Consider the following 22,677-nt stretch of genomic DNA (forward strand, 5'->3'; position numbering starts at 1 on the left):
TGGGTTCTGACAGGCATCGCATCCACCAACTGATGCAGGACAGACGGATTTTCTTTACCTTCAGTGCGGTCTTGTCTTTGGTCAACGCCGCAATCTCCGCTTTAGTTGGCTCTTCAACCTTGCCGTGCTTATCGCGACGTTTGGGGAACAGGGTCAGCCAATGCTTTGCAACCTTTTTATCGCTCCACGATTTCGCTTTGTCCGGGCGACTTCGCAATACGACTTGGATCTGGTTGCAGTGCACCGAGTAGGTCAGGCAATCGATCGCGAATATGGGGATGAGCACCTTGATACGTTCGCGAACCCATTCTTTGCGGATGCTGCAGTCTTCGCCAGTGATCGGATTATTTCCCAGTAGCGATGCAAATCGGACGCAGTGTTGAACACAGCGTACCACTTGTATGGTTTTAGGATCGATCACGTTTGCACGAGCTTGCCGCGGCATCGGGCTGTTCCTTTTTCAGTAGCGATCCCGCAAGCATCGTCGTTGGAGCAAGCGAAGTCAATCAAAAAAGGGGACATCCGCCAAATGGTACCATTTGGCAAGCAGCATAGATGCTTATTTCTGTTTTTCCTGAATTGATGTGCCGTCCAAATGAATTCGAAAGCAGCATGGATAGCTGAGAGGCTTCATCTGTTTGCCGACCGGTCGGCAAGGAGGCTGTCTTCCGGTGAGTGAGGAGCATTCTCGCTGTCGTGTTTTGGGCGGTGTGGTCGCATAGTGGGGCTGGATAGTGTGTCCGTGTCGGTTCTCATCTCGACCGTGGAGGGATCAAACCAAGCGTTGGAGATAGTTATTTTCTCTGATGTAGAGTGCCGCGTGCAAGCATGTCACAGGGTTCGAGAAAGTCGTTCAGTTGGCTGTCGTTGATCCGATGGTTTCGGAGGACGCGATATCGCTCATCTGTGGTGGAGCTGATTCGGGCTCCTCTCTCCCTGTGAGTTGCCAGACTTGGAGCCTAGGGGTATTTGGCGGCGTCAAGCTTCGACCCATTTCTTGAAATTCATAGACAGGTCATGCTTGATCTGGTCGTTGAGATGCTCGTAGTCACCCGGACCTGCCAGGGTCGCTTCACAGCTCATTTCGTGAAACGGAATGATGAGCACCCTTCTATCGCCACGCTGCACAGCAATATTCGGGTAGCCCGAGCGGCTACGTCTGAAGCTGCTCGGAACTTGAGAAGCGGTATAGGTCTTGTTGATCCCGGCCGCCTGGTACAGGAGGGCTCTATTCTTCGGTGTGGCAATTCCATCGTCGCGTTCGTCTGGCCTTGTGAAGTAGTTGTATATTTTGGCGGCATCTAATCCGCGTTGACAATCCCCCAGCGTGTCGGACACCTTGAGTTGCAGATCGGCCTGGACCCTGAATCCAGTGTTCGCCACTGGACTCATCCATTTGTGAACGGTCTCAATAACCTTTTTCCTGCTCGCGGACTTATCGAACACCCACATCAGGTGTATGTGCGGCCAGAGCACGTCGTCCTCCTTGGCCTTGGTGTGCAGGCCAATTGCATACGGCATCGGTTTATTGTTCGCGTCGGCGTTGTATTGACCGGCGCGACGGGCTCGACTGAGGATTTGGCCGAATATTTTTGTTTGTTCTTCGGAGACTTCTTTGAACTTGGACACGGTGCGGGTGATGACAATTCCCCAAATCACGCAGTTCTTGTAGTTGAGAGAGATGTTGTCTGCAAACCGTTCTGCCTTGGCGTTTCTTTCGATTGCCTGACACCGTCGACAGTACTTAGTCTGTCGACAGGGATTGGTCCACCGGGCGTTTTCGTCGCTTTCCCGAAGGACTCGACCGCACGAAGCAGCCGCAACGATATTGTTCCATTCTTTTCCGCCGATCTCCAGGTCAAGCAGAAACTGCATTAGCTGGTGCTGAACCTGGGTGATGTAGCCCTCGTGAGTTTGAAGGCGGAACCGCGACGAACCTACTTTTACATCTGGTGTCCATTGCGTGCTCATCAATTCAACTCAGGGACTCGGGTGGGTTGTTATTTGCCGTAAGCAATGTCTGGCGAGAGTGCTATTCGGCAATGTCCGAGAAGGGATGGCTCGACGCAATGTCTGTGGGTTTTTGGACGTTGTGATTCGTCTGGGATTTGCGATGAAATGGGGCGAAAAGTAGACTGGAGCAAGAAGTTCAGTCAGTGTCACATTTGGCTGGAAAGCAATGAAACAGGACGTTGCAACCAACGCTTGGGTAGTCGGGCGGGTGTCACAGGGGGTGAGGAAATGGTGGGATGGTTGGAGGTAAATAATGGAGTCTCGAATCAGGCAGCCCGCTGTTTGGTTTGAAGATATGCCCCCGGTGAGATGAGCCCAGTAGGTATGCCACGCATCGTTGTCCTCTGGGGATCGCTTTGAGCGTATTTGGGGCAGTCAGAGCGGTTGCCGCGCGGGCATTTAGAAACCAAGGGTGAGTTTGGTGTTGGCAGACAATGTGGGATCTAGAGTAGAATCCGCCTATCTGAACCCATAGCGTCAGAGTGGTTAGTTGGCCGGAAACCTGTATGTTGATTTAACGTTTTGGTTTGGCACCCGATGCAGGGTAATTGCTCGTGGATGCGGGGCTGACGTCAAAAAGGGCTTTGGAGGCGAGCAGCATGTAGTGTTCGGTTTGGTGTGAGCCGTCTCGTTGAGCAAAAAGGACCGGTGAGAAAGCGGCTACGATTTGGAAGAAGTTGGAGGCTCGCAAATCTACTTGGTGCGTGCAATTGAAAGGCTTGCTTTGCTAGGGCAATCGCTCTATCCATTGGATAAGGGAAGCGACTGTGACGAGTGTCGTATGCCGGCGGATTGGAATGATAGGCAGTGAGGATACGGCAAGGACGACAGTGGCTATAAAGGTTGATGCGTGGAACTGGTGGTTGAGCTAGGGTGGATTATAATGTCTGTCTAGTTGGTAGCATAGGAACAAGTACTGTGTGTTTTTCGGGTTTGGCGCGGCCGTAGATGCCAAATCTTTAGATTTGGCAGGGTGCCAAAATGTGCTAAGAAACACTTCTCAATACCCACGGAAAGTTCGTCATGCAAATGCGGTCTTGTGCAAGGCGTTCTAACGCAAGGGAGCTGGAATGCTTGAAAATGCCCAGGGAGGCGACTTGCGCTCGTTAGCTTCGGTCCTGGGGGCGTTCTCGGTGATGCTAGGTCTCTTTGCTCGCTCGTGTGGTCGGGCAGCGTTCTCGGTTGGGTTGGGGCGATTTCGTCATGTGAATGCCTATTGAGTCGCTTGGTGAATTTGATGCATTGGAAGTTTGCAGGTGGAAGGCGGGTGTTGATTCGGCGGAGGGGCACTGAGTTCGGCTAAGAACAGGCACAGGCGAATAGCGTCGTGAGTTCACGATGCACAGACATGAGTTGCCGCTGTCCGGCCCTGCGAAAATCTCTTCGTGGGGCCCAGTTTGAATTGTGGTCAGTCTTGCGCCGTTTTCGGTGAGTCCTCCGATGTCGCATTGTGAGTTCAGGGTCGCTTTCAAACGGAATCGACGCCTGCCATCTCACCGCGTCCTGAGAATCAATCCGGTCACGACAGGATCAGCGAGAAGGTTATTGAGCTGAATCGCCAGTTCGAAGCACTGCTTTGGCAATTTGAAATTGCTCAAGTGGACGACAGTTCGCTGGCTAAGACCGGTTGTGATTGAATCTGCGCGAAGGGGCCATGGTAAATGTGGTCCGCGCGCTTGTCGGTTTTGCGCTAGAAGTGAAGCCGGCAGCGAGTTTGCGTCATCTCAGGTGCCAATCTTCCTTCGATCGATTTGCATCGCTGGTTGCGCGGTGCAGGGATCGCCAAGCGTCGAGCATCTTGTCTGATCTAGTCAGTGGCGCTTCATTTCGTGGATTTGATTTTGAGTTTTGCGTACAGCCAGTCAGTAGCCTCGGCGAGAAGGTCGTCTGGGGCGGTTGTATAGTGGCGGTCGCTCATGTTGTCTGGGGCATGTCCGAGAAAGAGGCGTTCGAGCCCAGAGTATTGCTGGTGGTTTCGGAGCGCTGATGCAGCAGTCTTCTTAAAGTGTTTCATGGTACACGTGATGCTTTCAGCCGTGCTCAGTCTGCGGATTTCCAGACGTACCGCGTCTCGTTTGTTTGTGTTTTCTTTGCTGTTGAATGATGATTCAACAAGGGTCAGTCCGGAACGGTTTAGGAGGACGTGGTCGTCGGAATCGCTGCGTTCCTGTTTGAGAAGTTGTAGAGTTTCTTTCCAAAGTTTGTATTTCACCATTGGGACGTTCTCTACGTTCCTGGTCTTGCTTCTCTTCCGGGTGATCGTACCGTTTTCGAAGTCGACCTCCGCGGGGTGTAGGTCCGAGATGTCGATTTGGGTCATGCCGCAATTGAGGCCTAGGAGCATGTAGAGCTTGGCTCGGTCTCGTGCGGCGCCGAGCAATTGAGAGAGTTCGTCTACCGTGAGTGTTTCGACTTGCTTGATTTGTGTGTGGATCGAAAGCGATTTGCTATCGAAGTTCCTGGGTAGGTGGTCCAGTTGCCCTGCAGTACCAACCAGCCAGCGAATTAGCTGCTTGGTTGTCGTCATCACATCTTTGGCGTAGCTGGTGGAATATATTTCTTCTTGAATTCGTTTAAGCAACATCGAACGTAGATCAGCGAGCCACTTTCCGTCAATCTTGCCCGTCTCTTTCTTTCCGCCCGCCCAATCGACGACAATCTTGAGGTGATTGCGCATGGTTCCTGCGCGACCGAAGGAAATTTGCCCTGCCTTGGCTTCTTCGCGTTTGCTTTTAAGGAACTCGTCCACCTGCGCGGCTAATGTGTTGTTCGTATCGACGGCATCGGCATTCTTTTTCTGTGCGGCTAGACGATCACGCCATAGTGCATCGTTGCTGCGTATGTGGGCGAAGCCGTTTCGCAACTGTTCCTCGGGTGACTCGGGGAGGGCATCGTCGTAGATGGGGCAATAGGTTTCCTGCAGCTGGTCATCGTCGAGTTCATCGAGAGGCGTTTTGGAGAGAAACCATTCCGCGTCGTCTGGCGGCTCCGAGGATGGATCTTGGATCCGTTCCTGCAGGTCTGCTACGGCTGCGGCGGCTTTTTTTGCGGATCCATCGTCGCCGAAGCCATGGTTCTGTAGCCAGTTGAGGACGCATCGCCACTCTTCGATGCACCCACGGAATTTCTCTAATCGTTCGCCAGATTCTGCGGCTTCATTGTCAATTTGCCGCCGTTTTTCTTTCCATTGGCGTTTCGCTGCCTGCTCTGCTTCTCGGTCCGACTTGCCAGTGCCGCCGGGGTAGCGATAAGTCTGGTTTTTGTACCGGACGCGCCAGCTTTTTGTCGACGGTTCCCAGCGGGGTTCGGGGGTCCAGCCCATTGCACTTCTCTATCTCGCGGAATGACTCCTGGCCACTTGAAATGGCCACTTGAATGCGAAAAGAGAGGTTAATGTGGCCAGGCAGCCGCGTGCAAGAGCTGTGCAAGAAATTGGTTTCGAGCGGCAATTTGCCGTCTGATGCCAGTCGGGGCGACAAGATTTGAACTTGCGACCTCTACGTCCCGAACGTAGCGCTCTACCAGGCTGAGCCACGCCCCGATGGGTGAGGGTTGGCGATGCTGGGGGATTGGGGGACCGCTGCATCGCTGTTTTCTCGGGGCGTAATTTACGTGCCGTTGCCATCGAGGGGAAGAGAGAAGGCACGCGAATTTTCTGCAAAATGTTATTTCGCTCGCGAGGTGTCGAGACTCCCGGGGCAGCGCGAGAGGGGCGAATCCGATGGCGGTTCGATCGGCGGAGAAAGTTTCGTTAGAATATCCTGCCCCCCCTTCCTCCCCCGCCTTCGTCTGTGTGAATTTGATGCATTTGCTAGTTGCTCGATGCCGTTGGTGCTGCGTTTGGATGGGCTTGTTGGGGGCCGTCGCGGGGGTGTCGGCGACGACCGATGGCAAGGCATCCGCGCAGTCTGCAGATTGGGCGGCTGTGAGCAACTTGCTGGAGCAGCAATGTTTGGATTGTCATCAGGGCGAGGCGGCTGAGGCCGGCCTGGATCTAAGCCTTTTGGAAACGGATCTACAGCAACAACCCATTTTTGAAAAATGGCAACTGATCCATGACCGTGTTCGGGACGGTGAGATGCCGCCCCCAGAGAACGGTGTGCCGGTGCCGATCGCTGCGGTTGGATGGAGCTTGAACGCTGCCGATCGATTGGCAGCAGAGGGTGATGCAACATCGAATGTGGATGAAGTTTCGGCCGCTGGCCGAGAACTGCTTGTTCCTTTGGCGCAGCTACTCGCCACTTACGATCGAAAGCGGATCGGCGACGAGGGGCGGTCAATGGTACGACGCCTGAATCGGTTCGAGTATGAGAACACGCTGCGCGACGTGCTGGTCGCACCCTGGTTAATGGTCGCCGACAGGTTGCCCGAGGATGGCGTGCAGGATTTGTTCAACAAGAGTGGCGAACGGCTGGACGTTTCCCATGTGCAACTGTCGCGTTACTTGGAAGCAGCTGGGAATGCGATTCATGCGGCAATCGACGCAGCGGAATATCCCAGCCAGACGCGGCGTTTCTACGCTCGAGAAGAACCGATGCTGCAAAATTACCTGCGTTATCGGTTCGGGCAGATGGCTGCGACACGCGCGATCGTTCCGCTGATCGGATTGCAAAGTGAACCGGATGTGATTCGCAACAAGCAACCGCTAACTGTTGGCGATAGCGACCCGGAGCGACGCGAGCGCGAGGCGATGGGTGTCTTTAGTGGCGTGTACAGCGCGACGACCAAATACGACTTCACCCGGATCGACGCTCCGACGGCGGGGCAATATCGCATCCGCTTCAAGACCTACACCTTTATGGCGGGACCAAACGGTGCCAATGGCGGTGACGACCACGGATTGACGGGCGGCAATCGTGTTTGGTGGCGGCCCGACCGCAATGTCATATTGCCGAGCAAACGAAGTGAGCCAGTGACGCTGTATGCGCTCGCGCCGAGCGGTGACAGTCGTTGGCTAACGACGTTTGATTCTCAACCTGAGCCGACTGTGTTTGAAGCGACGGTCGCATTGCAAAAGGGGGAAGGGATTCGTCCTGATGCGGCTAGATTGATCCGAACACGTCCGGGGTGGCGAGGCAATCCGAATGCGACCACTGCCGGCGTGCCGGGGTTTGCCATGAATTGGATGGAGGTCGAAGGGCCGTTGAGCGAGGTCTGGCCGCCAAAGAGCTATCAAGCGGTGTTGGGAGAACTGCCGTTTGTCGTCGACGAAGCCATGGGCGTTCGGGCGATCACGGAGAGTCCACGGGAGGATGCGGCGCGATTGTTGGCGGCGTTTGGACGGCGATGCTTGGGCGACGAGGTTGACGCATCGATCGAACCCTATCTGGCGGTGTTCGATCAGGCTGGCTCCCTTGGCCAGGACTTTACAGATTCGCTGGTCGCAGCGATGTCGGCGATGTTGTGTGCGCCAGAGTTTCTGTATTTGGCGGAGACACCGGGGCGGTTGACGGCGTCCGCGTTTCGTCAGCGGCTAGCGTATTTTTTATGGAACGGGCCGGCGGATGACGCGGTGGTCCCAAAGGATTTGCAGTATGCAGGTGTCCCGTCGAGGCAGGCCGAGATCAGATCGGTTACACGGCGGATGTTGGATGACCCGCGCAGTGATCGTTTCATCACAGCCTTTTTGGACTACTGGTTGGATCTACGAGACATCAATTCCAACACGCCCGATGCGGCGTTGTATCCAGATTACTATTTGGACGAATTGCTGACCGAATCGTCGTTGATTGAGACGCGACGTTTCTTTCGAGAACTGCTGGATCATGATTTGTCGGTCCGAAATCTGATCGACAGTGAATTTGTATTTGTGAATCAGCGATTGGCGGAGCATTATGAATTGCCAGCGGTTGAAGGCGTGGGACTGCGACGAGTGGAACTACCGGAAGATTCACCACGCGGTGGTTTGCTGACACAGGCCAGCGTGCTGCGTGTGACCGCCAACGGCACCACGACGTCGCCGGTGACCCGCGGGGTGTGGGTGATGGAACGTTTGCTGGGGACACATATCCCACCACCGCCCTCGGGTATCGCCGCGGTGGAGCCTGACATTCGAGGGGCCAAAACGATTCGGCAGCAACTGGAGAAGCATCGCTCGATCGAATCATGCAATGCTTGCCATGCAAAATTCGATCCGGCGGGATTTGGGTTGGAGAGTTTTGACGTGGCCGGTGGCTGGCGTGATCGTTACCGTTCGATCGGCAGCGATGGCCAGCGGGTCGACGGTTTTGGAAAAAATGGGCATCAGTTTGAATTCAAACTGGCGCAGCCGGTCGAATGTAGCGGTACGCTGCGGGATGGTGCCGGGTTTGACGACATTCGACAATTGAAACGGTTGTTGTCGGAGGACCAGCGTCAGTTGGCGCGGAATCTATTGCAGCACTTGATCGTCTATTCGACCGGGTCGGCGGTGTCGTTTTCAGATCGTGTGGCGGTCGAAAATATTTTGGATGTAGCAGCCAAACAAGATTATGGCGTTCGGTCGTTGATCGAAGCGTTGGTTCGAAGTGAATTGTTCGGCAGCAAGTAGAAACTGGAAAACAGGAGCCGATAGGCATGACGACAACGAAAACTCGCCAGCGATTGCGTGCGGCATTGGTTGGGTGGAAGAATGGCAACAAGCGGGCTTTGCGCAACACCAGGCAGCCGTCGCTGTTGGATCGGCGAACGCTGCTGAAAGGATCCGGGGTTGGATTGGCGCTGCCGTGGTTGGAGGCGATGGGGTCGCCGCAGGCGGCAGCGGGTCAAGCCGGTGCGGGCGACGGTTCCGTCGCGCCAAAGCGGATGCTGGCGATCTGCAACAACTTGGGCGTGTTGCCGGATCAGTTTTTTCCCGATGAGAACGGGCGGGACTATCGGTTGTCGCCTTACCTGCGGCAGTTGGAATCGTTCCGTGACAAGTTCACCGTTTTCAGTGGTGTGTCGCATCCCGGAGTCGATGGTTCGCACTCGTCGGATGTGTCGTTTCTGACCGCGGCACCCCATCCAGGCAGCGGTGGGTTTCGCAATTCGATTTCACTGGATCAATTCATCGCCAACCAGTTGGGGCATCTGACGCGTTATCCGTCGCTGACGTTGGGTGTCAACGCAAAGCAGGGTCGACGAAGTCTGTCGTGGACCGATGGCGGCGTGTTGATTCCGTGCCAAGACAGTGCGGCGGCGGTTTATCGTCAGCTGTTCTTGCAAGGTTCTACAGCAGAAGTCGATCGCCAAATTCGCCGCTTGGAACTTGGCCAGAGCATCATGGACATGTTGAGCGAGCAGGCGCGATCGCTGGGGCGCCAGTTGGGAGCGGCGGACCGAAACCGAATGGATCAGTACACGACCGCGGTTCGAGATGTCGAGCGGCGGATGCAGGAGTCACAGCAATGGAAGCGGACGCCAAAGCCGCAGACCGATGTCGAGTTGCCGGTCGATCCGCTAGAGAAAAGCGGTTACATCGAGAAGACTCGGTTGATGTATCAAATGGCAAAGTTGGCATTTGAAACGGATTCCACCCGTTCGGTCTCGTTGTTGTTGGATAGCAACAATTCGCCGACCATTTCGGTCAACGGGGCTGATATCACGGACGGATATCACAACCTTTCGCATCACGGTCGCAGCGAGAAAAAGTTAAAGCAGTTGCAGGCGATCGATAACGCGCACATGAAGTTGCTGGCCGAGTTGATCGGAGATTTGAAGCAGATCGAAGAGCCGCACGGTGAACTTTTGGAAAACACGATGGTGCTCTACGGCAGCAACTTTGGTGATGCCAACAAACACACGACCGACAATATGCCGATCTTGTTGGCCGGGGGGGGATTCCGTCACGGTCAACACTTGGCTTTCGATCGAGAGCAGAATTATCCATTGCCCAATCTGTATGTCAGCATGCTGCAACAGATGGGGATTGAGACTGATTCATTCGCCAGTGCGACAGGCACGATGCGGGGAATGACAAGCTAAGCTGGGAGGCGATGCCCAGCAGGTAAACGGAACCTGTTACTGGTGCGTCGGGTTGCTATTCCCATGCTGTTTTACCATCGAAGATTCATTCAATAGCCCGTGACGCCTGGGGTTGGGATGACGATGCAACGCTGAACGAACGTCAGTAGGTGCCGCAAGTGATTCACTCGTTTGCGTTTCTTGCTGGTGCGTTCTCGTTAGAATCGTATGCGGTGACGAGTCGTTCGAGTTTCTTTCAGAGTTGGCTGAGTTTATGAAATACGTTGTGTGTTGGTTGGTGGCGGGGTGGATGTTATGTGGGGCGGTGGCCGCTGCTGAGTCGGCAGAGCCCATCCCGATCATTTTTGACACTGATATCGATACGGATTGTGATGACGTTGGCGCGGTGGCCTGTTTGCATGCGATGGCGGATCGTGATGAAGTTGAGATTTTGGCCACAACGGTCAGTTCCAACTTTGCCTATTCGGCGCCTTGTTTGGACGCTTTGAATCGTTTTTATGGTCGACCGAATCTGCCATTGGGTGTGCCCAAGCGTGAAGGGGCGAGTGTCAATCGCGGGTCACGTTATGCGCAGCAAATCGCCAAGCTCTATCCCAGTCGGTTTGCGACCAATGCCGATGCACCCTCGGCGGTCACGGTCTTGCGGCGCGCGTTGGCGAAGGCCAGAGACCATTCGGTACGATTGGTCACGGTGGGCTACTTAACCAATATTGCCGATCTCTTGCGCTCGCCTGGCGATCAGATCAGCCCGCTAACCGGACAGGAATTGGCAGCACAAAAAGTGGATCGATTTGTTGTCATGGGCGGGCGATACCCCGAGCACCTTGACCCGGGCAAGTTCGGGAATTTTAAACCCGACCCCGACTCGATCGTCTACGTTGCCGAGCATTGGCCGGGAGCCATTTACTTTAGTGGCCAGGGAGAAAAGATTGGTACCGGCAAACGCCGTGGGGAGTTGCCCGCCGATCATCCGCTGCGAGTGGCCTATGATTTGTTTCTTGGCGAAAAACCCACTCGCTCTAGTTGGGATCAAGTGGCATTGTTGTTCGCCGTGCGTCCGGATGCCGATTACTGGACGGTGCGCGAGCAGGGCGGCAACCAGATTTTTGCCAACGGCACCAATCGTTGGGTGGACCAAGATCCTGGCGACCATCGGATGTTCGAGTATGGCGAAACGCAGCGAGAACGCGTCGCGTCGATCATCGAGGGACTGATGATGGCTGGGGCGACCGATGACAAGCCGAAAGAGTCGCCGGGGCTAAAGTTGAACACCGGGAGCGTCCATCCGCAGCGGCCCAACATTGTGTTTTTGTTGGCTGATGATTTGGGTTATGGTGATCTGGCATGTTATGGCCGGACGGATATCAAGACACCCCAGTTAGACCAATTGGCGCGTGACGGTGTTCGGTTCACGGCGCACTATGCAAACGGAGCCGAGTGCACTCCGACACGGACGGCATTCTTGACCGGCCGCTATCAGCAGCGGGTTGGTGGATTGGAATGTGCGATCGGAACGGGCAACGTAGGGCGTTATGACGATGCCATTCGATTGGCAGAACGCAGTGATTTGGGGCTGCCAGCTGAGACGCAAACGATCGCCAAGCTATTGCAGCAGTCCGGCTATGCGACGGCCATCACTGGAAAATGGCATTTGGGATACGAACCCAAATTTGCACCGCATCTGCAGGGATTCGACCATGCGTTTTACTGTATTGGTGGCGGTATGGATTACTTTTATTACCTCGATAATCTGGCCGGATACAACCTGTTTGAAAATGGCAATCCGGTTCATCGTGACGGCTATTTCACAGATCTGTTGACCGATGAAGCGATTGCATTTGTGAAGCGACAAACGCAACAGCAACCGTTTTTTCTTTATGTTCCCTATACCTGTCCGCACTCCCCGTACCAAGGGCCCGGCGATGATCTGGGTGATCCGTTGCCACTGGATTCTGATCGTTGGAGTCAGTCCAACGCAGATCCCGGAGTCTATGTCGCGATGATCGAGCACATGGATCGGCGGATCGGTGATTTGCTGACGGCACTCCAGCAGCAGCAACTTGCGGACAATACCTTGGTGATTTTTGCCAGTGACAACGGTGGGACGCGCAGCGCGCGAAACGCGCCGTATTCAGGCTACAAGGGCAGTACCTACGAGGGAGGGATACGTGTGCCGGCGATCATGCGGATGCCGGGAGTGATCCCGGCGGGCACCGAGTCGAGCCAGCCTTGTATCACCTTTGATTTCACGCAATCCATTGCACGGTTGGCCGGCGTTTCAGCCGCCGCCGAGAAACCGTTTGAGGGCATCGATTTGGTCGAGCATGTGGCCAGCGGTCGCGAGGAGGTGTCGCGCAAGCTGTATTGGCGCAAGCCACGGGGGGAGACGATTTGGAAGGGCATGCGCGACGGGGATTTAAAATTGGTCGCCGAGCGGAAGGGTGACACGGAGAAGTGGCTTCTGTTTGATCTAGCCAACGATCCGGCCGAGCAGCGTGATTTGAAGGGCTCGTGGGTGCAGGATTTTCAACGATTGCGGGCGTCGTATCAGCAATGGGAAACGGAAGTTCGTCGGGGTCGGCGTGGCAGCGAGTGAAGGTCAGGGTCACTGGTGGATTGGGGCGTGAGCGCAAAAAGAAACGCGATGCTTGCCGGTGAGGGCGAGCATCGCGTTTCCAATTGAATGGGTGTGTCGATGTGAAACGACTTACCAGTTGCCGCGGCCACCGCCGCCACCGCCACCGCCGTATCCACCACCACCGCCGCCGCCGCGGTTTCCACCGCCACCGCCGCCGCCACGGTAACCACCGCCGCCGCCACCGCCGCCACGTGGGGCGCGTTCTTGGGCTTCGTTGACTCGCAACGGTCGGCCGTCAAAATCTTGACCGTCCAAAGCTTCAATCGCTTCCTTGGCAGCCTCGTCGGGCATCGTGACAAAGCCGAAGCCGCGGCTTCGTCCTGTTTCGCGGTCGGTCAAAACGATCGCGTCATCGACTTGGCCATACTGGCCGAAAATTTCTTCTAGCTTTTCCGTCGTTACGGCCCAAGCTAAATTTCCCACATACATCTTCATCGCTACTACAGCTCCAAATTCCAGAAGGCCTGTTCACTCGGAGCCGTCCGCGACGCACTAAAGGCGTCCATATCGTTCTGAGAGTTCGGTCTTCGATCCAACCGGACGACGACATTCGTCATCCACACACGCCAGGGAGTGTACCAGTTTTCCAGGTGGGGCGAGAACAATTCTTGCGGGGTTTGTATTTGCAGCGGAAAAAAACGGATGGTTCTCAGGCCCTGAAAAAGAGGGGGTGGGCGGCGGCCAACTGGACGAAAACCCGTTTGGGACGGTGTACGCCGTGTTTTGGTGGCTCCCACGGTGTGCCGATTCGATTGGCGAGCGTAGATTAGAGCAGTCATACAGCTGCGTTTCGTCGGTCGGAGAATTTTGCATGAAATCGTTTGAAGTGGGTGTTTTACTGCTGGTTTTGGTATTGCCTGGTTGTAAAAGCGGCGGTTCGGGAGCCGGCGATGGCAACATTCAGGTGGTCGCGACGGTCGGAATGGTGGCTGATTTGGTCCGCAATGTTGGCGGCGAGCACGTCACTGTGACGCAGATCTGCGGCTCCGGGGTCGACCCCCACCTGTACAAGCCGACCAGTGACGATGTGCATGCGATCATCGACGCCGATGTTGTGTTTTATTGTGGGCTGCGGCTGGAGGGGAAAATGTCTGACACGTTGGAAAAAGTCGGACGCACGAAACCGGTGGTCGCGGTGGCAGAGGGAATTGATCCGAGCAAGTTGATGTCGGCGGGGGTCGGCGGCCAAGCTGCGCTGGAGCATGGCGACCCCCATGTCTGGAATGACATTTCGATGTGGAGCCAATGTGTGGATGTGATTCGCGACGAGTTGTCGACGTTCGATCCGCAGCACGCCGAGGAGTACCAGGCCAACGCCGCGGCGTTGAGTGACCAGTTGGCGGCGCTCCACCGCTGGGGTGTTGAAACCGTTGCCACGATCCCGGCGGAGAGCCGTTTATTGGTCACGTCGCACGACGCGTTCAATTACTTTGGCCGCGCGTATGGACTGGAGGTGCAGGGTGTGCAAGGCATTTCAACGGAGTCCGAGGCGGGGTTGCAGCGGATCAACGGTTTGGTGGATTTGTTGATCGAACGCCATGTCGGTGCCGTCTTTATCGAAAGCAGCGTCTCGGCCAAAAACATCGAAGCGCTGATCGAAGGCGCTCAGAGCAAAGGGCACTCGGTTGCGATCGGCGGCGAATTGTACAGCGATGCGATGGGGCCGTCGGGAACTTACGAGGGGACTTACATCGGGATGTTGGATCACAATTTGACCACGGCCGCACTGGCATTGGGCGGTCAGGTGGATGCGGGGGGATTCCAAGGTAAGCTGCGGACCGAAGCGAAGCATTGATCCATCCGTGTCGGCGGCAATCTGAACGAGATCGAAGATGGTAGAGCGTCCACAAAAAGAATATCAGCCGATGGATTCGTCACCGAGTCTGTCGTCGGTGTTACCGTCAGCTGCGCGTGATGACGGGACGGGCAATGAGGTTCCGTTATCCATTTATGATTTGACAGTCGCCTATCATCGCAAACCGGTGATCTGGGATGTCGGATTTGATTTGCCAGCCGGCCAGCTAATCGGCATCGTAGGGCCCAACGGTGCGGGCAAGAGCACGTTGTTGAAAGCCGCGATGGACTTGATTCCCAGCGCGTCCGGACGGGTCCGAGTGTTTGGCGATAGTTATCGAGCCAACCGTCACCGTGTGGGATATGTTCCGCAGCGCGAGAGTGTGGATTGGCAGTTCCCGGTCAGTGCCTTGGACGTTGTCGCGATGGGGCTGTATGACGAAATCGGATGGTGCCGTCCGGTGCGTAGGCGGCACCGCGATCGGGCGCGTTTGGCGCTGCAGCACGTTGGCATTGGCGAATTGGCAGATCGCCAGATCAGCCAGCTATCGGGCGGACAGCAGCAACGCACCTTTTTGGCTCGGGCACTGGTACAGGATGCGGATTTGTACTTGATGGATGAACCGTTTGCCGCAGTCGACGCGGCGACCGAACGGGCGATCGTTGACATTTTGCGTGACCTGAAGAAACGTGGCAAAACCGCTGCGGTGATTCATCACGATTTGCAAACGGTTCCCGAATACTTTGACTATGTGGTGCTATTGAACATGCGCGTGGTCGCTCATGGCCCAGTCGAAACGACGTTTACGTCAGAGAATTTACAGAAGACCTACGGCGGGCGTTTGACGCTATTGGACGAAGTCACCGAGGCGATGCGAAGAAGGGAATCGTCGCTATGAGTCGTTGTTTAAACGGGGAAGGGGTAACAGCTTAGTCGTGGCGTGTTTGTTTCCATCGATTTGGCGGTTCACGTTGGCGATGGCAGTGATGCTGTTGGCCGCGGGGGCTTGCTGCGCGCAGGGAGACATCGTAAGCGACACCGCCCCGTTCAGTTCGATTGCGGCGTGGAGTCGCGTGTTGTTGATGCAAGACTACAACACGCGGGTGGTGATTTTTGGTGTGGCGGTTTTGGGTGGCGCATCGGGGTTGGTCGGCAGTTTTACGTTGCTGCGCAAGCGGGCCCTAATGGGCGATGCACTGAGCCATGCCAGTTTGCCCGGCATCGCGCTGGCGTTCATTGTGGCAAGCACATTGGGGGCCAACGGCAAATCGTTGCCGCTGTTGCTATTTGGCGCAACGGTGAGCGGGTTATTGGGTGTGGCGACGATCTTGGTGATTCGAAACCAGACCCGCTTGAAGGAAGACGCCGCGCTGGGAATTGTTTTGAGTGTGTTCTTTGGTGCTGGGGTAGCGCTGATGGGCGTGGTGCAACAGATGCAGACCGGGCACGCGGCAGGGCTAGAGGGATTTATCTATGGCAAGACGGCTTCGATGCGGGCTGCCGACGCACAATTGATCGCAGTCGTTTCGCTGTTGGTGATTGCCGGTTGTTTGCTGTTGTTCAAAGAGTTGAAGTTGCTTTGTTTCGACGAAGGCTTTGCCGGTGCGAAAGGATTCCCGGTGGTGGCGTTGGACGTCGGGCTGATGTCGATGGTGGTGTTGGTCACCATTGTCGGGCTGCAAGCGGTGGGATTGGTTTTAATGATCGCACTGTTGGTGATTCCCGCAGCGGCAGCGCGGTTTTGGACGGACACCATGTGGCGGATGATGTTGTGGGCGGCGCTATTGGGCACGTTGGGTAGCATCGTCGGCGGGTTGGTCAGCGCGTTGTTTCCCGGGTTGCCATCGGGAGCGATGATCGTGCTGGTTTGTTCGGTTTTCTTTTTCGTCAGCATGATGTTGGGAACACGCAGTGGCGTGCTGGTGCGCTATCGCCGGCGATTGCGGTTGAACCGCCGAATCGATCGCCAGCATCTGTTGCGGGCGATTTATGAACGGATCGAAAATCGGACCAAGCATGGAGCGTCGATACATGAGAGTCGCAGGAAACCGGTTTCGACGGCCAGTTTGATGTCGATGCGCAGTTGGTCACGGCGAAGATTGATGGCGGCGATTGATCGCGCGGCCGAAGACGAATTGGTTCGCAAGAAATCCGACGGGTTCAAATTGACGTCGGCGGGATTTACCGAAGCGGCACGCCTGACCCGTCAGCATCGATTGTGGGAACTGTATTTGATTGCCTATGCCGAGGTCGCGACGTCCAATGTCGACCGCGATGCCGACGATATCGAACACGTGCTGGCGCCCGAGGTGATTGATCAACTTGAGGACCTGCTGGACGAACAAGAAATGACCATCCCGGTTCCAATGAGTCCGCATGACGTGAGTGACGACCATGCGGATGCCACGGGGGACAAGCGATGATGGAAAATTCGATCCATCTGTTGGAACAGGTTTCGTTGTTTCCGTCGGCGATTCGTTGGAGTTGGGCATTCAACGGCTGGATCCTTGTGATCGGTTCGCTGGCGGCGGTCGCATCGGCACTGCTCGGCAACTTCCTGGTGCTGCGGAAGATGAGCATGTTGGGGGACGCGATCACCCATGCCGTGCTGCCGGGGATTGCGGTCGCGTTTTTGATCAGTCAAAGCCGGACCAGTCCGCTGATGTTTCTCGGTGCAGTGATCGTGGGTGTGCTGACCGCATTGTTTACCGAATGGATTCGCGGTGCCGGCGGTGTGGATGAGGGCGCATCGATGGGCGTCGTATTCACATCATTGTTCGCGTTGGGGTTGGTGATCTTGGTGCAGGCGGCTGATGCGGTTGATTTGGATCCGAATTGTGTGTTGTACGGTTCGATCGAACTGACTCCGCTGGACACCGTTGCGATCGGCGATTGGGATGTGCCCAGGGCGGCGTTGATGCTGGCCGGGGTGACGCTCTTAAACGCATTGTTCGTGGGGCTGTTTTTCAAAGAACTACGATTGACATCGTTTGACCCTGCGCTGGCGACCACGATGGGGATTTCCGCCAAATCGATGCATTACGTATTGATGGTTTTGGTTTCGATCACCGCGGTGGCCTGTTTCGAAAGTGTCGGCAGTATTTTGGTGGTTGCCATGTTCGTGGTTCCCGCGGCGGCGGCTTACATGTTGACCGATCGGTTGGGGGTGATGATTTTGATCAGTGTGATCTTGGCCGTTGCATCGGCCGTGTTGGGGCATCTGATGGCACTGACGGTACCGACCTGGTTCGGCTATCGCAGCACGACGACGTCGGGAATGATTGCCGTCGCTGCGGGCGGGCTGTTTTTATTCGCCGCGGCGCTGGGACCCCGGCATGGTGTGCTGGTGAAATGGGCACGGCGGCAAATTCTGTCGTTGCAAATTTTGTGCGATGACATCGTTGCGTTTTTGTTTCGCGGTGAAGAAGCCGAACGCCCCCATCCCACCACGGAGCACTTGGCATCGGAACTGTTTGCATCGCGATGGTCGATGAAGCTGGCGCAGATCATTTTGCGTTGGGGGGGCGAATTAGGAGGCGGGTCGGAGGCGTTGGAGTTGACCGAAGCGGGCCGCGAGCGGGGGAGACGGTTGGTCCGGTCGCACCGATTGTGGGAGCAGTACCTGGTGGACCAGGCGGGCAGGGACACCGAGCAGATTCACGACAAAGCCGAACGTTTCGAGCATTTCACCGACCGCAGTTTGCGAGACGAGTTGGCGCGAGAAACCGACGGTCCCGAGCTCGATCCGCACGGCAGCCCGATTCCGGACGAAAACTAGTCGTGCCTGCGAAATGCGCGGTTCGTCTATTTGTGACCTACAGTTGCGCACAGAGGATCTGATTCTGGGGATCTGATCAGGCCGGCGGACCGTTTTGCCGTCTGCCGAAAGTGCACGAGCAACCAATAAGAACGATGGCTACGATTCCGGTAAAACGCAGCAAGACCCTGGTCGACACCGAGGTCCAAGGCAGCTTGATTCGCCGTGTGGCGCTGCACTGGGTGATCTTTTTCGTCTGCAACTCGATTGCTTTGACGTTGTGGATCCGTTTGTTTGAGCAGCCGGACGCCGAGTGGGGGCAAACGGTTGGTGACACCGCACGCCGTTTCCTGCCGTTCTTCATCGTCACGATGGCGTTGATCCCGGCGTTTGTCTGGGACACGTTGAAATTGAGCCATCGGTTTGCCGGTCCGATCACGCGATTGCGCAACACGTTGCTGGATATCAAAGCCGGTCGGGCGGTGAAGCCGCTGCGGTTCCGCAACAGCGATTTTTGGCAGGAATTGGCATCAAATTTCAACGATGCATTTCAATTGCGAGAGCAGCAGGATGATGCAGCGCCAAATCTTGCAGCGCAGGACGGGAGCAATGATGACGATGTGTAGTCGAGTCATCAAACGTTCATCGTTGTCGCGGCACGTCAGACGCCGGGCTGTTGCGGCAGTTGAATTTGCCGTCTGTTTGCCCGTGCTGGTGTTGCTGGTCTTTGGTTCGATCGAAGCGTCCAGCTTTATCTTTTTGAAACAATCGCTGAGCGTTGCTTGCTACGAAGCCGTGCGTGAAGCGAGCCAGGCCGATGCGACCGCTGACACGGCAACTGCGAAAGCGGTCGAGATCCTGGATTCGCGGCAAGTCAACGACTTTGAAATTCGGTTTCCCGACGGTGTGGCGGGGTTGGAGCGTGGCCAACAGTGTGTGTGCGAGGTTTCCGCGCCGACACATTCCAATAGCCCATTGGCGGGCGATTTTATCTCCAACCGAATGTTAACCGCCCGTGTGGTGATGTTGAAGGAATAAGATGGTGGTGAAACAATTCAACCGGCCCAATCGATTCGAGTTGGGTGGTGCGCGCGCGACCCATCAGAGCCCGTCGCGGCAGCGCCCATCGTTGCCGCCGTCACGCTGTCAGCGGCCGCCGTGTCAACGCCGTGGTGCGATGTTGATTCTGATCATGGTGATGCTGGTCGGTTTTTTGGCGACGGTCGCGTTTTCGGTCGACATCGCGCACATGCATCTGTCACGTACCGAGTTGCGGTCGGCGACCGATGCGGCGACCAAAGCGGCTTCGCAGGAATTGTCGCGAACACTTGATCAGGACCAAGCGATCGCGATGGGCCAGCAAATTGCGTTGGAAAACCTGGTCGATGGTCAGCCGTTGCAATTGACCGCCGCAGATTTTCAGTTCGGTCGTAGCGAGTCGGACTTGAGCGGGCGGTTTGTGTTTGCGGCGAATCAGCGACCACTGAACACGGTTCGGGTCACCGGGCGACGGACCGCGGATTCAGCATCGGGACCGATCCCGTTGGTGTTCGGTAATCTACTGGGATTCAGCAGTTTTGAACCGCAGTTGGTCACCGCAGCGACCTACATCGAACGCGATGTGGTGTTGGTGGTTGATCGCAGCGGGTCGATGAGCGGTGAAAAGTTCCGTGAACTGCAACGTGCACTCGACGTATTTGTCGCGACCTTGAACACGACGCCGGTGAACGAAGCCGTGGGGCTGGCGTCCTACAGTGATCGCGCCAGTCAAGACGTGCCATTAACGACCACACTGCTCGAAGTCACCGACGGATTGGCATCGTTGTCGACCGGCGGCCGAACGAGTATCAGTCGCGGGATGGAAGCCGGTGCGGTGATCATGCAAGCGGCGCGCTCGGCGGACTATGTCGAGCGAACGATGATTGTGATGACCGACGGAATGCACAACGAAGGTCCTGAACCGAGCGACGTAGCGACTCGATTGGCCGACGACGGCGTTCAAATTCATACGATCACGTTCGGCAGGGGCGCTGACCAGTCGCGGATGCGCAACATTGCTCGTCTTGGTGGTGGACGTCACTTCCATGCACTCAGCGAGAGCGAGTTGATTGCCGCGTACCGCGAGATTGCGTTGACATTGGGAACGGTGATCACCGAATGAGTGCCTCGCAGATTCAGAGGCGGGCAGTCAAAGGAAGCAAATCAATATGAAAACAGGTCAAACAATCTTTACCAGTCGTCGCAACGGTCACCGCGGGTCAGCCGTGGTGGAGTTTGCGATCGTTGCGCCGATGTTGTTCTTTTTCTTTTTTGCTGCGTTCGAGTTTTGTCGGGTGGCAATGATTCGTCATACAGTCGACAACGCGGTTTACGAGGCCTGTCGGGAAGCGATCGTCCCGGGGGCGACCGCATCGGCGGCGCGGGCGAAAGCGGAGGGGATTCTGGCCACACTGGGGTTGGGGGACGCCGAGATCACCGTGATTCCGTCGACAATCACCCGGCTGACGCCAAATGTCACCCTGACGGTGGCGGTTTCGTTGGACCACAACAGCTTTGTTCCGCCCCAGTTCACCGGCGGCAAAGTGATCAGCAGGACGCTGACGATGCAGCGAGAGGGCAGCGGATCGTAACGTTTGCGGGCTGGGGAAGCGTTGACGGCATCCGACTGTATTCCGGCCGATCGATTTGCTGCCGGTAGCGCTCTGCGGGGGCTGATTGGCTACACTGGGGCGTAATGTCTGGTCGCGTGGGCGGCCGGTGCATTGGCATTCGTCGCCAAGCCGGCGGCCCTTTTTCTTCTAGCCTTTTCTGAACAGTTCGATGGGAATTCGGTTTTCGTGTCATGGTTGTGGGAAACCGTTAAACATCAAGCCTGAATTGGCGGGGCGTCGCGGTGTCTGTCCCGAATGTCAAATTCGCTTTCGAATTCCAACTTCCGACACTCAGTTTTCTTCGCCGATCGAGAGTCCATCGGCGTCGGCTGTGCAGTCGATTTCAGTTCGATCGGAGCAATCGGTTGCCGCGGACAAGGAACTGCCGCGCGCAGTGCCAGCCCAGTCGCCAAGTGCGGCAGTGCCAGCCCAATCAACAGGCGCGGCAGTGACACCAGTCGTCGACGCGTTAAGAGATTCTGCGGCGGAGGCGATCGAGTCATTGATCGACGATGAGGGTGCGACCTGGTATGTACGTCCGCCCAGCGGTGGACAATATGGACCGGCGACCGGCGAGGTGTTGAAGGGCTGGATTCGCGAAGGCCGGGTGGCAAAGAACGCGTTGTTGTGGCGTGATGGTTGGCCGCAGTGGCGCGAGGCTGCGGAGACGTTGCCAGAAATGATTGATCGGTTGCCCGGGACGGAGGCGACAGGGGCGTTGATGTCCGCGGCAGGGGCTGGGGGGCAACCGGCGATGCCCGCGTTTGGGCAGCAGCCGTCCAGCGTGGACAGTCAATCTGCGGTGGTTTCATTGTCCAATTCCGAGCCAGCGGCAGCGGGGTTGAGCGGTCACTCTAAGATCGGCGCCACACGTCGCAAGCGCACCAGTCGGCGAATCACGTTGGTAGCGGTATTAGCCACGTTGGTGATCGGATTATTGGCCACATTGTTGTTGGTCGCCGGCAGTGGCGGTTTGGGCAGTGGTGCCGGCGGCGGTTAAAATTCGGTCCCATTGGTCTCCGATCACCCCAGTCGTGGCTGGCGGCGATTTGGCAATCCATCCTGATCGGGCTGTAGCCTCATTCGGATTCTTTGACCGATCCGGTAAAGTATCGCAGGATTGAATCTCACCACGGCTTTGGTCGATTCCCCTTCACTGTCACTTTCAATCGCGGAGAATTTCGAGATGCGAATTTCAAATCGAACCCTGATCCTCATTAGCTTATTTTCCATTTCACTGTCGATCGTAGCGGGCCCTTCGGTGTTTGCTCAACAAACGGTTGCCGAGAAACCTGCGGCCGACGACGCGGCGGGCAAAGCAACCGTGATTAAATTCTTGGGAACCGGTGAAATGACCGTTCCGGCGGAGTTCAAGCCGACCGAACCGGCATCGCGCATTTTGCAGTATGAATTCAAAGTCGGTGAGGGTGATTCGACGGCACGATTGACGATGATGCCCGCTGGCGGCGGTGTCGAGCCGAACATCAAACGTTGGAAGGGGCAATTCAGCGGCGGTGATGAAGCCGCGCAAAAGACCGAAACGATCAAAGCCGATCCCTGGGAAATTCACTTGGTCGATGTCAGCGGATCGTTCGCCGAACGAATGGGCGGCGGACCGTTCGCCGGTGGCAAGATGGTGCAGCGTGAAGACTACGCGATGGCCGGTGCCATTTTGGCTGAGCCCCAAGGGCGGTTGTACTTTGTGAAAATGATCGGCCCGGCTGAAGTCGTCAAAGCAAACCGAGAAAAATTCGTCAAGATGATCAAATCGGTCGGCAAATGATTCGGCGGTGAGACGTGTATCCCTAGACTGTGTGCGTCGCAGCACGCAGCATTTTTTGGCAAGCCAGGATTTTCCGGCATGGTTGATCCGCGCATC

General features: G+C 56.2%; 16 protein-coding genes, 1 tRNA gene and 1 pseudogene. 13 read left to right on the forward strand and 5 right to left on the reverse strand.

Annotated elements, in window-relative coordinates:
* The 4 genes and pseudogenes from NHH03_RS22695 to NHH03_RS22710 all read right to left on the reverse strand — a co-directional run.
* Positions 1-445, reverse strand: a pseudogene (locus NHH03_RS22695) (hypothetical protein); the annotation flags it as partial.
* A 533-nt stretch (positions 446-978) separates the two neighbouring features.
* The gene (locus NHH03_RS22700; protein WP_253159974.1) at positions 979-1,971 is read right to left on the reverse strand and encodes a hypothetical protein; all 993 of its coding nucleotides are present in this window, start codon (positions 1,969-1,971) and stop codon (positions 979-981) included.
* Positions 1,972-3,835: 1,864 nt separating this feature from the next.
* On the reverse strand, positions 3,836-5,335 hold the full coding sequence (locus tag NHH03_RS22705) for a tyrosine-type recombinase/integrase (RefSeq protein ID WP_253159976.1): 1,500 nt from the start codon (positions 5,333-5,335) through the stop codon (positions 3,836-3,838).
* A 145-nt stretch (positions 5,336-5,480) separates the two neighbouring features.
* Positions 5,481-5,554: transfer RNA gene (locus tag NHH03_RS22710), tRNA-Pro, on the reverse strand.
* Between the two features lie 261 nt (positions 5,555-5,815).
* Between NHH03_RS22710 and NHH03_RS22715 the strand changes: the two genes are divergently transcribed.
* The 3 genes from NHH03_RS22715 (at position 5,816) to NHH03_RS22725 (ending at position 12,553) form a co-directional block, all read left to right on the forward strand.
* The gene (locus tag NHH03_RS22715) at positions 5,816-8,542 is read left to right on the forward strand and encodes a DUF1588 domain-containing protein (RefSeq protein WP_253159978.1); all 2,727 of its coding nucleotides are present in this window, start codon (positions 5,816-5,818) and stop codon (positions 8,540-8,542) included.
* Positions 8,543-8,568: 26 nt separating this feature from the next.
* Positions 8,569-9,957 (forward strand): DUF1552 domain-containing protein, encoded by a 1,389-nt coding sequence (locus NHH03_RS22720; RefSeq protein ID WP_253159980.1) that lies wholly within the window; start codon positions 8,569-8,571, stop codon positions 9,955-9,957.
* Positions 9,958-10,210: 253 nt separating this feature from the next.
* Positions 10,211-12,553 (forward strand): sulfatase-like hydrolase/transferase, encoded by a 2,343-nt coding sequence (locus NHH03_RS22725; RefSeq protein WP_253159982.1) that lies wholly within the window; start codon positions 10,211-10,213, stop codon positions 12,551-12,553.
* 111 nt (positions 12,554-12,664) lie between these two features.
* On the opposite strand, the gene NHH03_RS22730 is transcribed toward NHH03_RS22725, so the two are convergent.
* The gene (locus tag NHH03_RS22730) at positions 12,665-13,030 is read right to left on the reverse strand and encodes an RNA recognition motif domain-containing protein (protein WP_253159984.1); all 366 of its coding nucleotides are present in this window, start codon (positions 13,028-13,030) and stop codon (positions 12,665-12,667) included.
* A 376-nt stretch (positions 13,031-13,406) separates the two neighbouring features.
* On the opposite strand from NHH03_RS22730, the gene NHH03_RS22735 reads away from it, so the two are divergent.
* The 10 genes from NHH03_RS22735 to NHH03_RS22780 all read left to right on the forward strand — a co-directional run bounded on the left by NHH03_RS22735 (position 13,407) and on the right by NHH03_RS22780 (position 22,581).
* Positions 13,407-14,390, forward strand: coding sequence for a metal ABC transporter solute-binding protein, Zn/Mn family (locus tag NHH03_RS22735; protein ID WP_253159986.1), 984 nt, complete (start codon positions 13,407-13,409; stop codon positions 14,388-14,390).
* A gap of 37 nt (positions 14,391-14,427) precedes the next feature.
* Positions 14,428-15,288: a metal ABC transporter ATP-binding protein gene (locus tag NHH03_RS22740; protein WP_390895612.1), complete on the forward strand. Its 861-nt coding sequence runs from the start codon at positions 14,428-14,430 to the stop codon at positions 15,286-15,288.
* Positions 15,289-15,325: 37 nt separating this feature from the next.
* Positions 15,326-16,813 carry a metal ABC transporter permease gene (locus tag NHH03_RS22745; RefSeq protein ID WP_253159988.1) on the forward strand — a complete coding sequence of 496 codons (1,488 nt, stop codon included), beginning with the start codon at positions 15,326-15,328 and terminating at the stop codon, positions 16,811-16,813.
* Positions 16,810-18,168, forward strand: coding sequence for a metal ABC transporter permease (locus NHH03_RS22750; protein WP_253159990.1), 1,359 nt, complete (start codon positions 16,810-16,812; stop codon positions 18,166-18,168). The genes NHH03_RS22745 and NHH03_RS22750 overlap by 4 nt, the downstream gene beginning before the upstream one ends.
* Positions 18,169-18,302: 134 nt before the next feature.
* On the forward strand, positions 18,303-18,773 hold the full coding sequence (locus NHH03_RS22755; RefSeq protein WP_253159991.1) for a hypothetical protein: 471 nt from the start codon (positions 18,303-18,305) through the stop codon (positions 18,771-18,773).
* On the forward strand, positions 18,757-19,185 hold the full coding sequence (locus NHH03_RS22760) for a TadE/TadG family type IV pilus assembly protein (RefSeq protein ID WP_253159994.1): 429 nt from the start codon (positions 18,757-18,759) through the stop codon (positions 19,183-19,185). Before NHH03_RS22755 ends, NHH03_RS22760 begins: the two co-directional genes overlap by 17 nt.
* A 7-nt stretch (positions 19,186-19,192) precedes the next feature.
* On the forward strand, positions 19,193-20,308 hold the full coding sequence (locus NHH03_RS22765) for a vWA domain-containing protein (RefSeq protein ID WP_253159996.1): 1,116 nt from the start codon (positions 19,193-19,195) through the stop codon (positions 20,306-20,308).
* Between the two features lie 46 nt (positions 20,309-20,354).
* Positions 20,355-20,777: a TadE/TadG family type IV pilus assembly protein gene (locus NHH03_RS22770; RefSeq protein WP_253159998.1), complete on the forward strand. Its 423-nt coding sequence runs from the start codon at positions 20,355-20,357 to the stop codon at positions 20,775-20,777.
* A gap of 190 nt (positions 20,778-20,967) precedes the next feature.
* On the forward strand, positions 20,968-21,798 hold the full coding sequence (locus NHH03_RS22775; RefSeq protein ID WP_253160000.1) for a DUF4339 domain-containing protein: 831 nt from the start codon (positions 20,968-20,970) through the stop codon (positions 21,796-21,798).
* A gap of 186 nt (positions 21,799-21,984) precedes the next feature.
* On the forward strand, positions 21,985-22,581 hold the full coding sequence (locus tag NHH03_RS22780) for a hypothetical protein (protein WP_253160001.1): 597 nt from the start codon (positions 21,985-21,987) through the stop codon (positions 22,579-22,581).
* Positions 22,582-22,677 lie beyond the last annotated feature (96 nt).

It is taken from the genome of Stieleria tagensis, from assembly GCF_024129865.1.
GTDB classification, from domain to species: Bacteria; Planctomycetota; Planctomycetia; order Pirellulales; family Pirellulaceae; genus Stieleria; species Stieleria tagensis.

What these genes read in the sequence shown, in the direction of transcription:
- NHH03_RS22700 (WP_253159974.1), bottom strand. Translation starts at nt 1,971, where the DNA reads ATGAGCACGCAATGGACACCAGATGTAAAAGTAGGTTCGTCGCGGTTC.
- NHH03_RS22705 (WP_253159976.1), bottom strand. Translation starts at nt 5,335, where the DNA reads ATGGGCTGGACCCCCGAACCCCGCTGGGAACCGTCGACAAAAAGCTGG.
- NHH03_RS22715 (WP_253159978.1), top strand. Translation starts at nt 5,816, where the DNA reads ATGCATTTGCTAGTTGCTCGATGCCGTTGGTGCTGCGTTTGGATGGGC.
- NHH03_RS22720 (WP_253159980.1), top strand. Translation starts at nt 8,569, where the DNA reads ATGACGACAACGAAAACTCGCCAGCGATTGCGTGCGGCATTGGTTGGG.
- NHH03_RS22725 (WP_253159982.1), top strand. Translation starts at nt 10,211, where the DNA reads ATGAAATACGTTGTGTGTTGGTTGGTGGCGGGGTGGATGTTATGTGGG.
- NHH03_RS22730 (WP_253159984.1), bottom strand. Translation starts at nt 13,030, where the DNA reads ATGAAGATGTATGTGGGAAATTTAGCTTGGGCCGTAACGACGGAAAAG.
- NHH03_RS22735 (WP_253159986.1), top strand. Translation starts at nt 13,407, where the DNA reads ATGAAATCGTTTGAAGTGGGTGTTTTACTGCTGGTTTTGGTATTGCCT.
- NHH03_RS22740 (WP_390895612.1), top strand. Translation starts at nt 14,428, where the DNA reads ATGGTAGAGCGTCCACAAAAAGAATATCAGCCGATGGATTCGTCACCG.
- NHH03_RS22750 (WP_253159990.1), top strand. Translation starts at nt 16,810, where the DNA reads ATGATGGAAAATTCGATCCATCTGTTGGAACAGGTTTCGTTGTTTCCG.
- NHH03_RS22755 (WP_253159991.1), top strand. Translation starts at nt 18,303, where the DNA reads ATGGCTACGATTCCGGTAAAACGCAGCAAGACCCTGGTCGACACCGAG.
- NHH03_RS22760 (WP_253159994.1), top strand. Translation starts at nt 18,757, where the DNA reads ATGATGACGATGTGTAGTCGAGTCATCAAACGTTCATCGTTGTCGCGG.
- NHH03_RS22770 (WP_253159998.1), top strand. Translation starts at nt 20,355, where the DNA reads ATGAAAACAGGTCAAACAATCTTTACCAGTCGTCGCAACGGTCACCGC.
- NHH03_RS22775 (WP_253160000.1), top strand. Translation starts at nt 20,968, where the DNA reads ATGGGAATTCGGTTTTCGTGTCATGGTTGTGGGAAACCGTTAAACATC.
- NHH03_RS22780 (WP_253160001.1), top strand. Translation starts at nt 21,985, where the DNA reads ATGCGAATTTCAAATCGAACCCTGATCCTCATTAGCTTATTTTCCATT.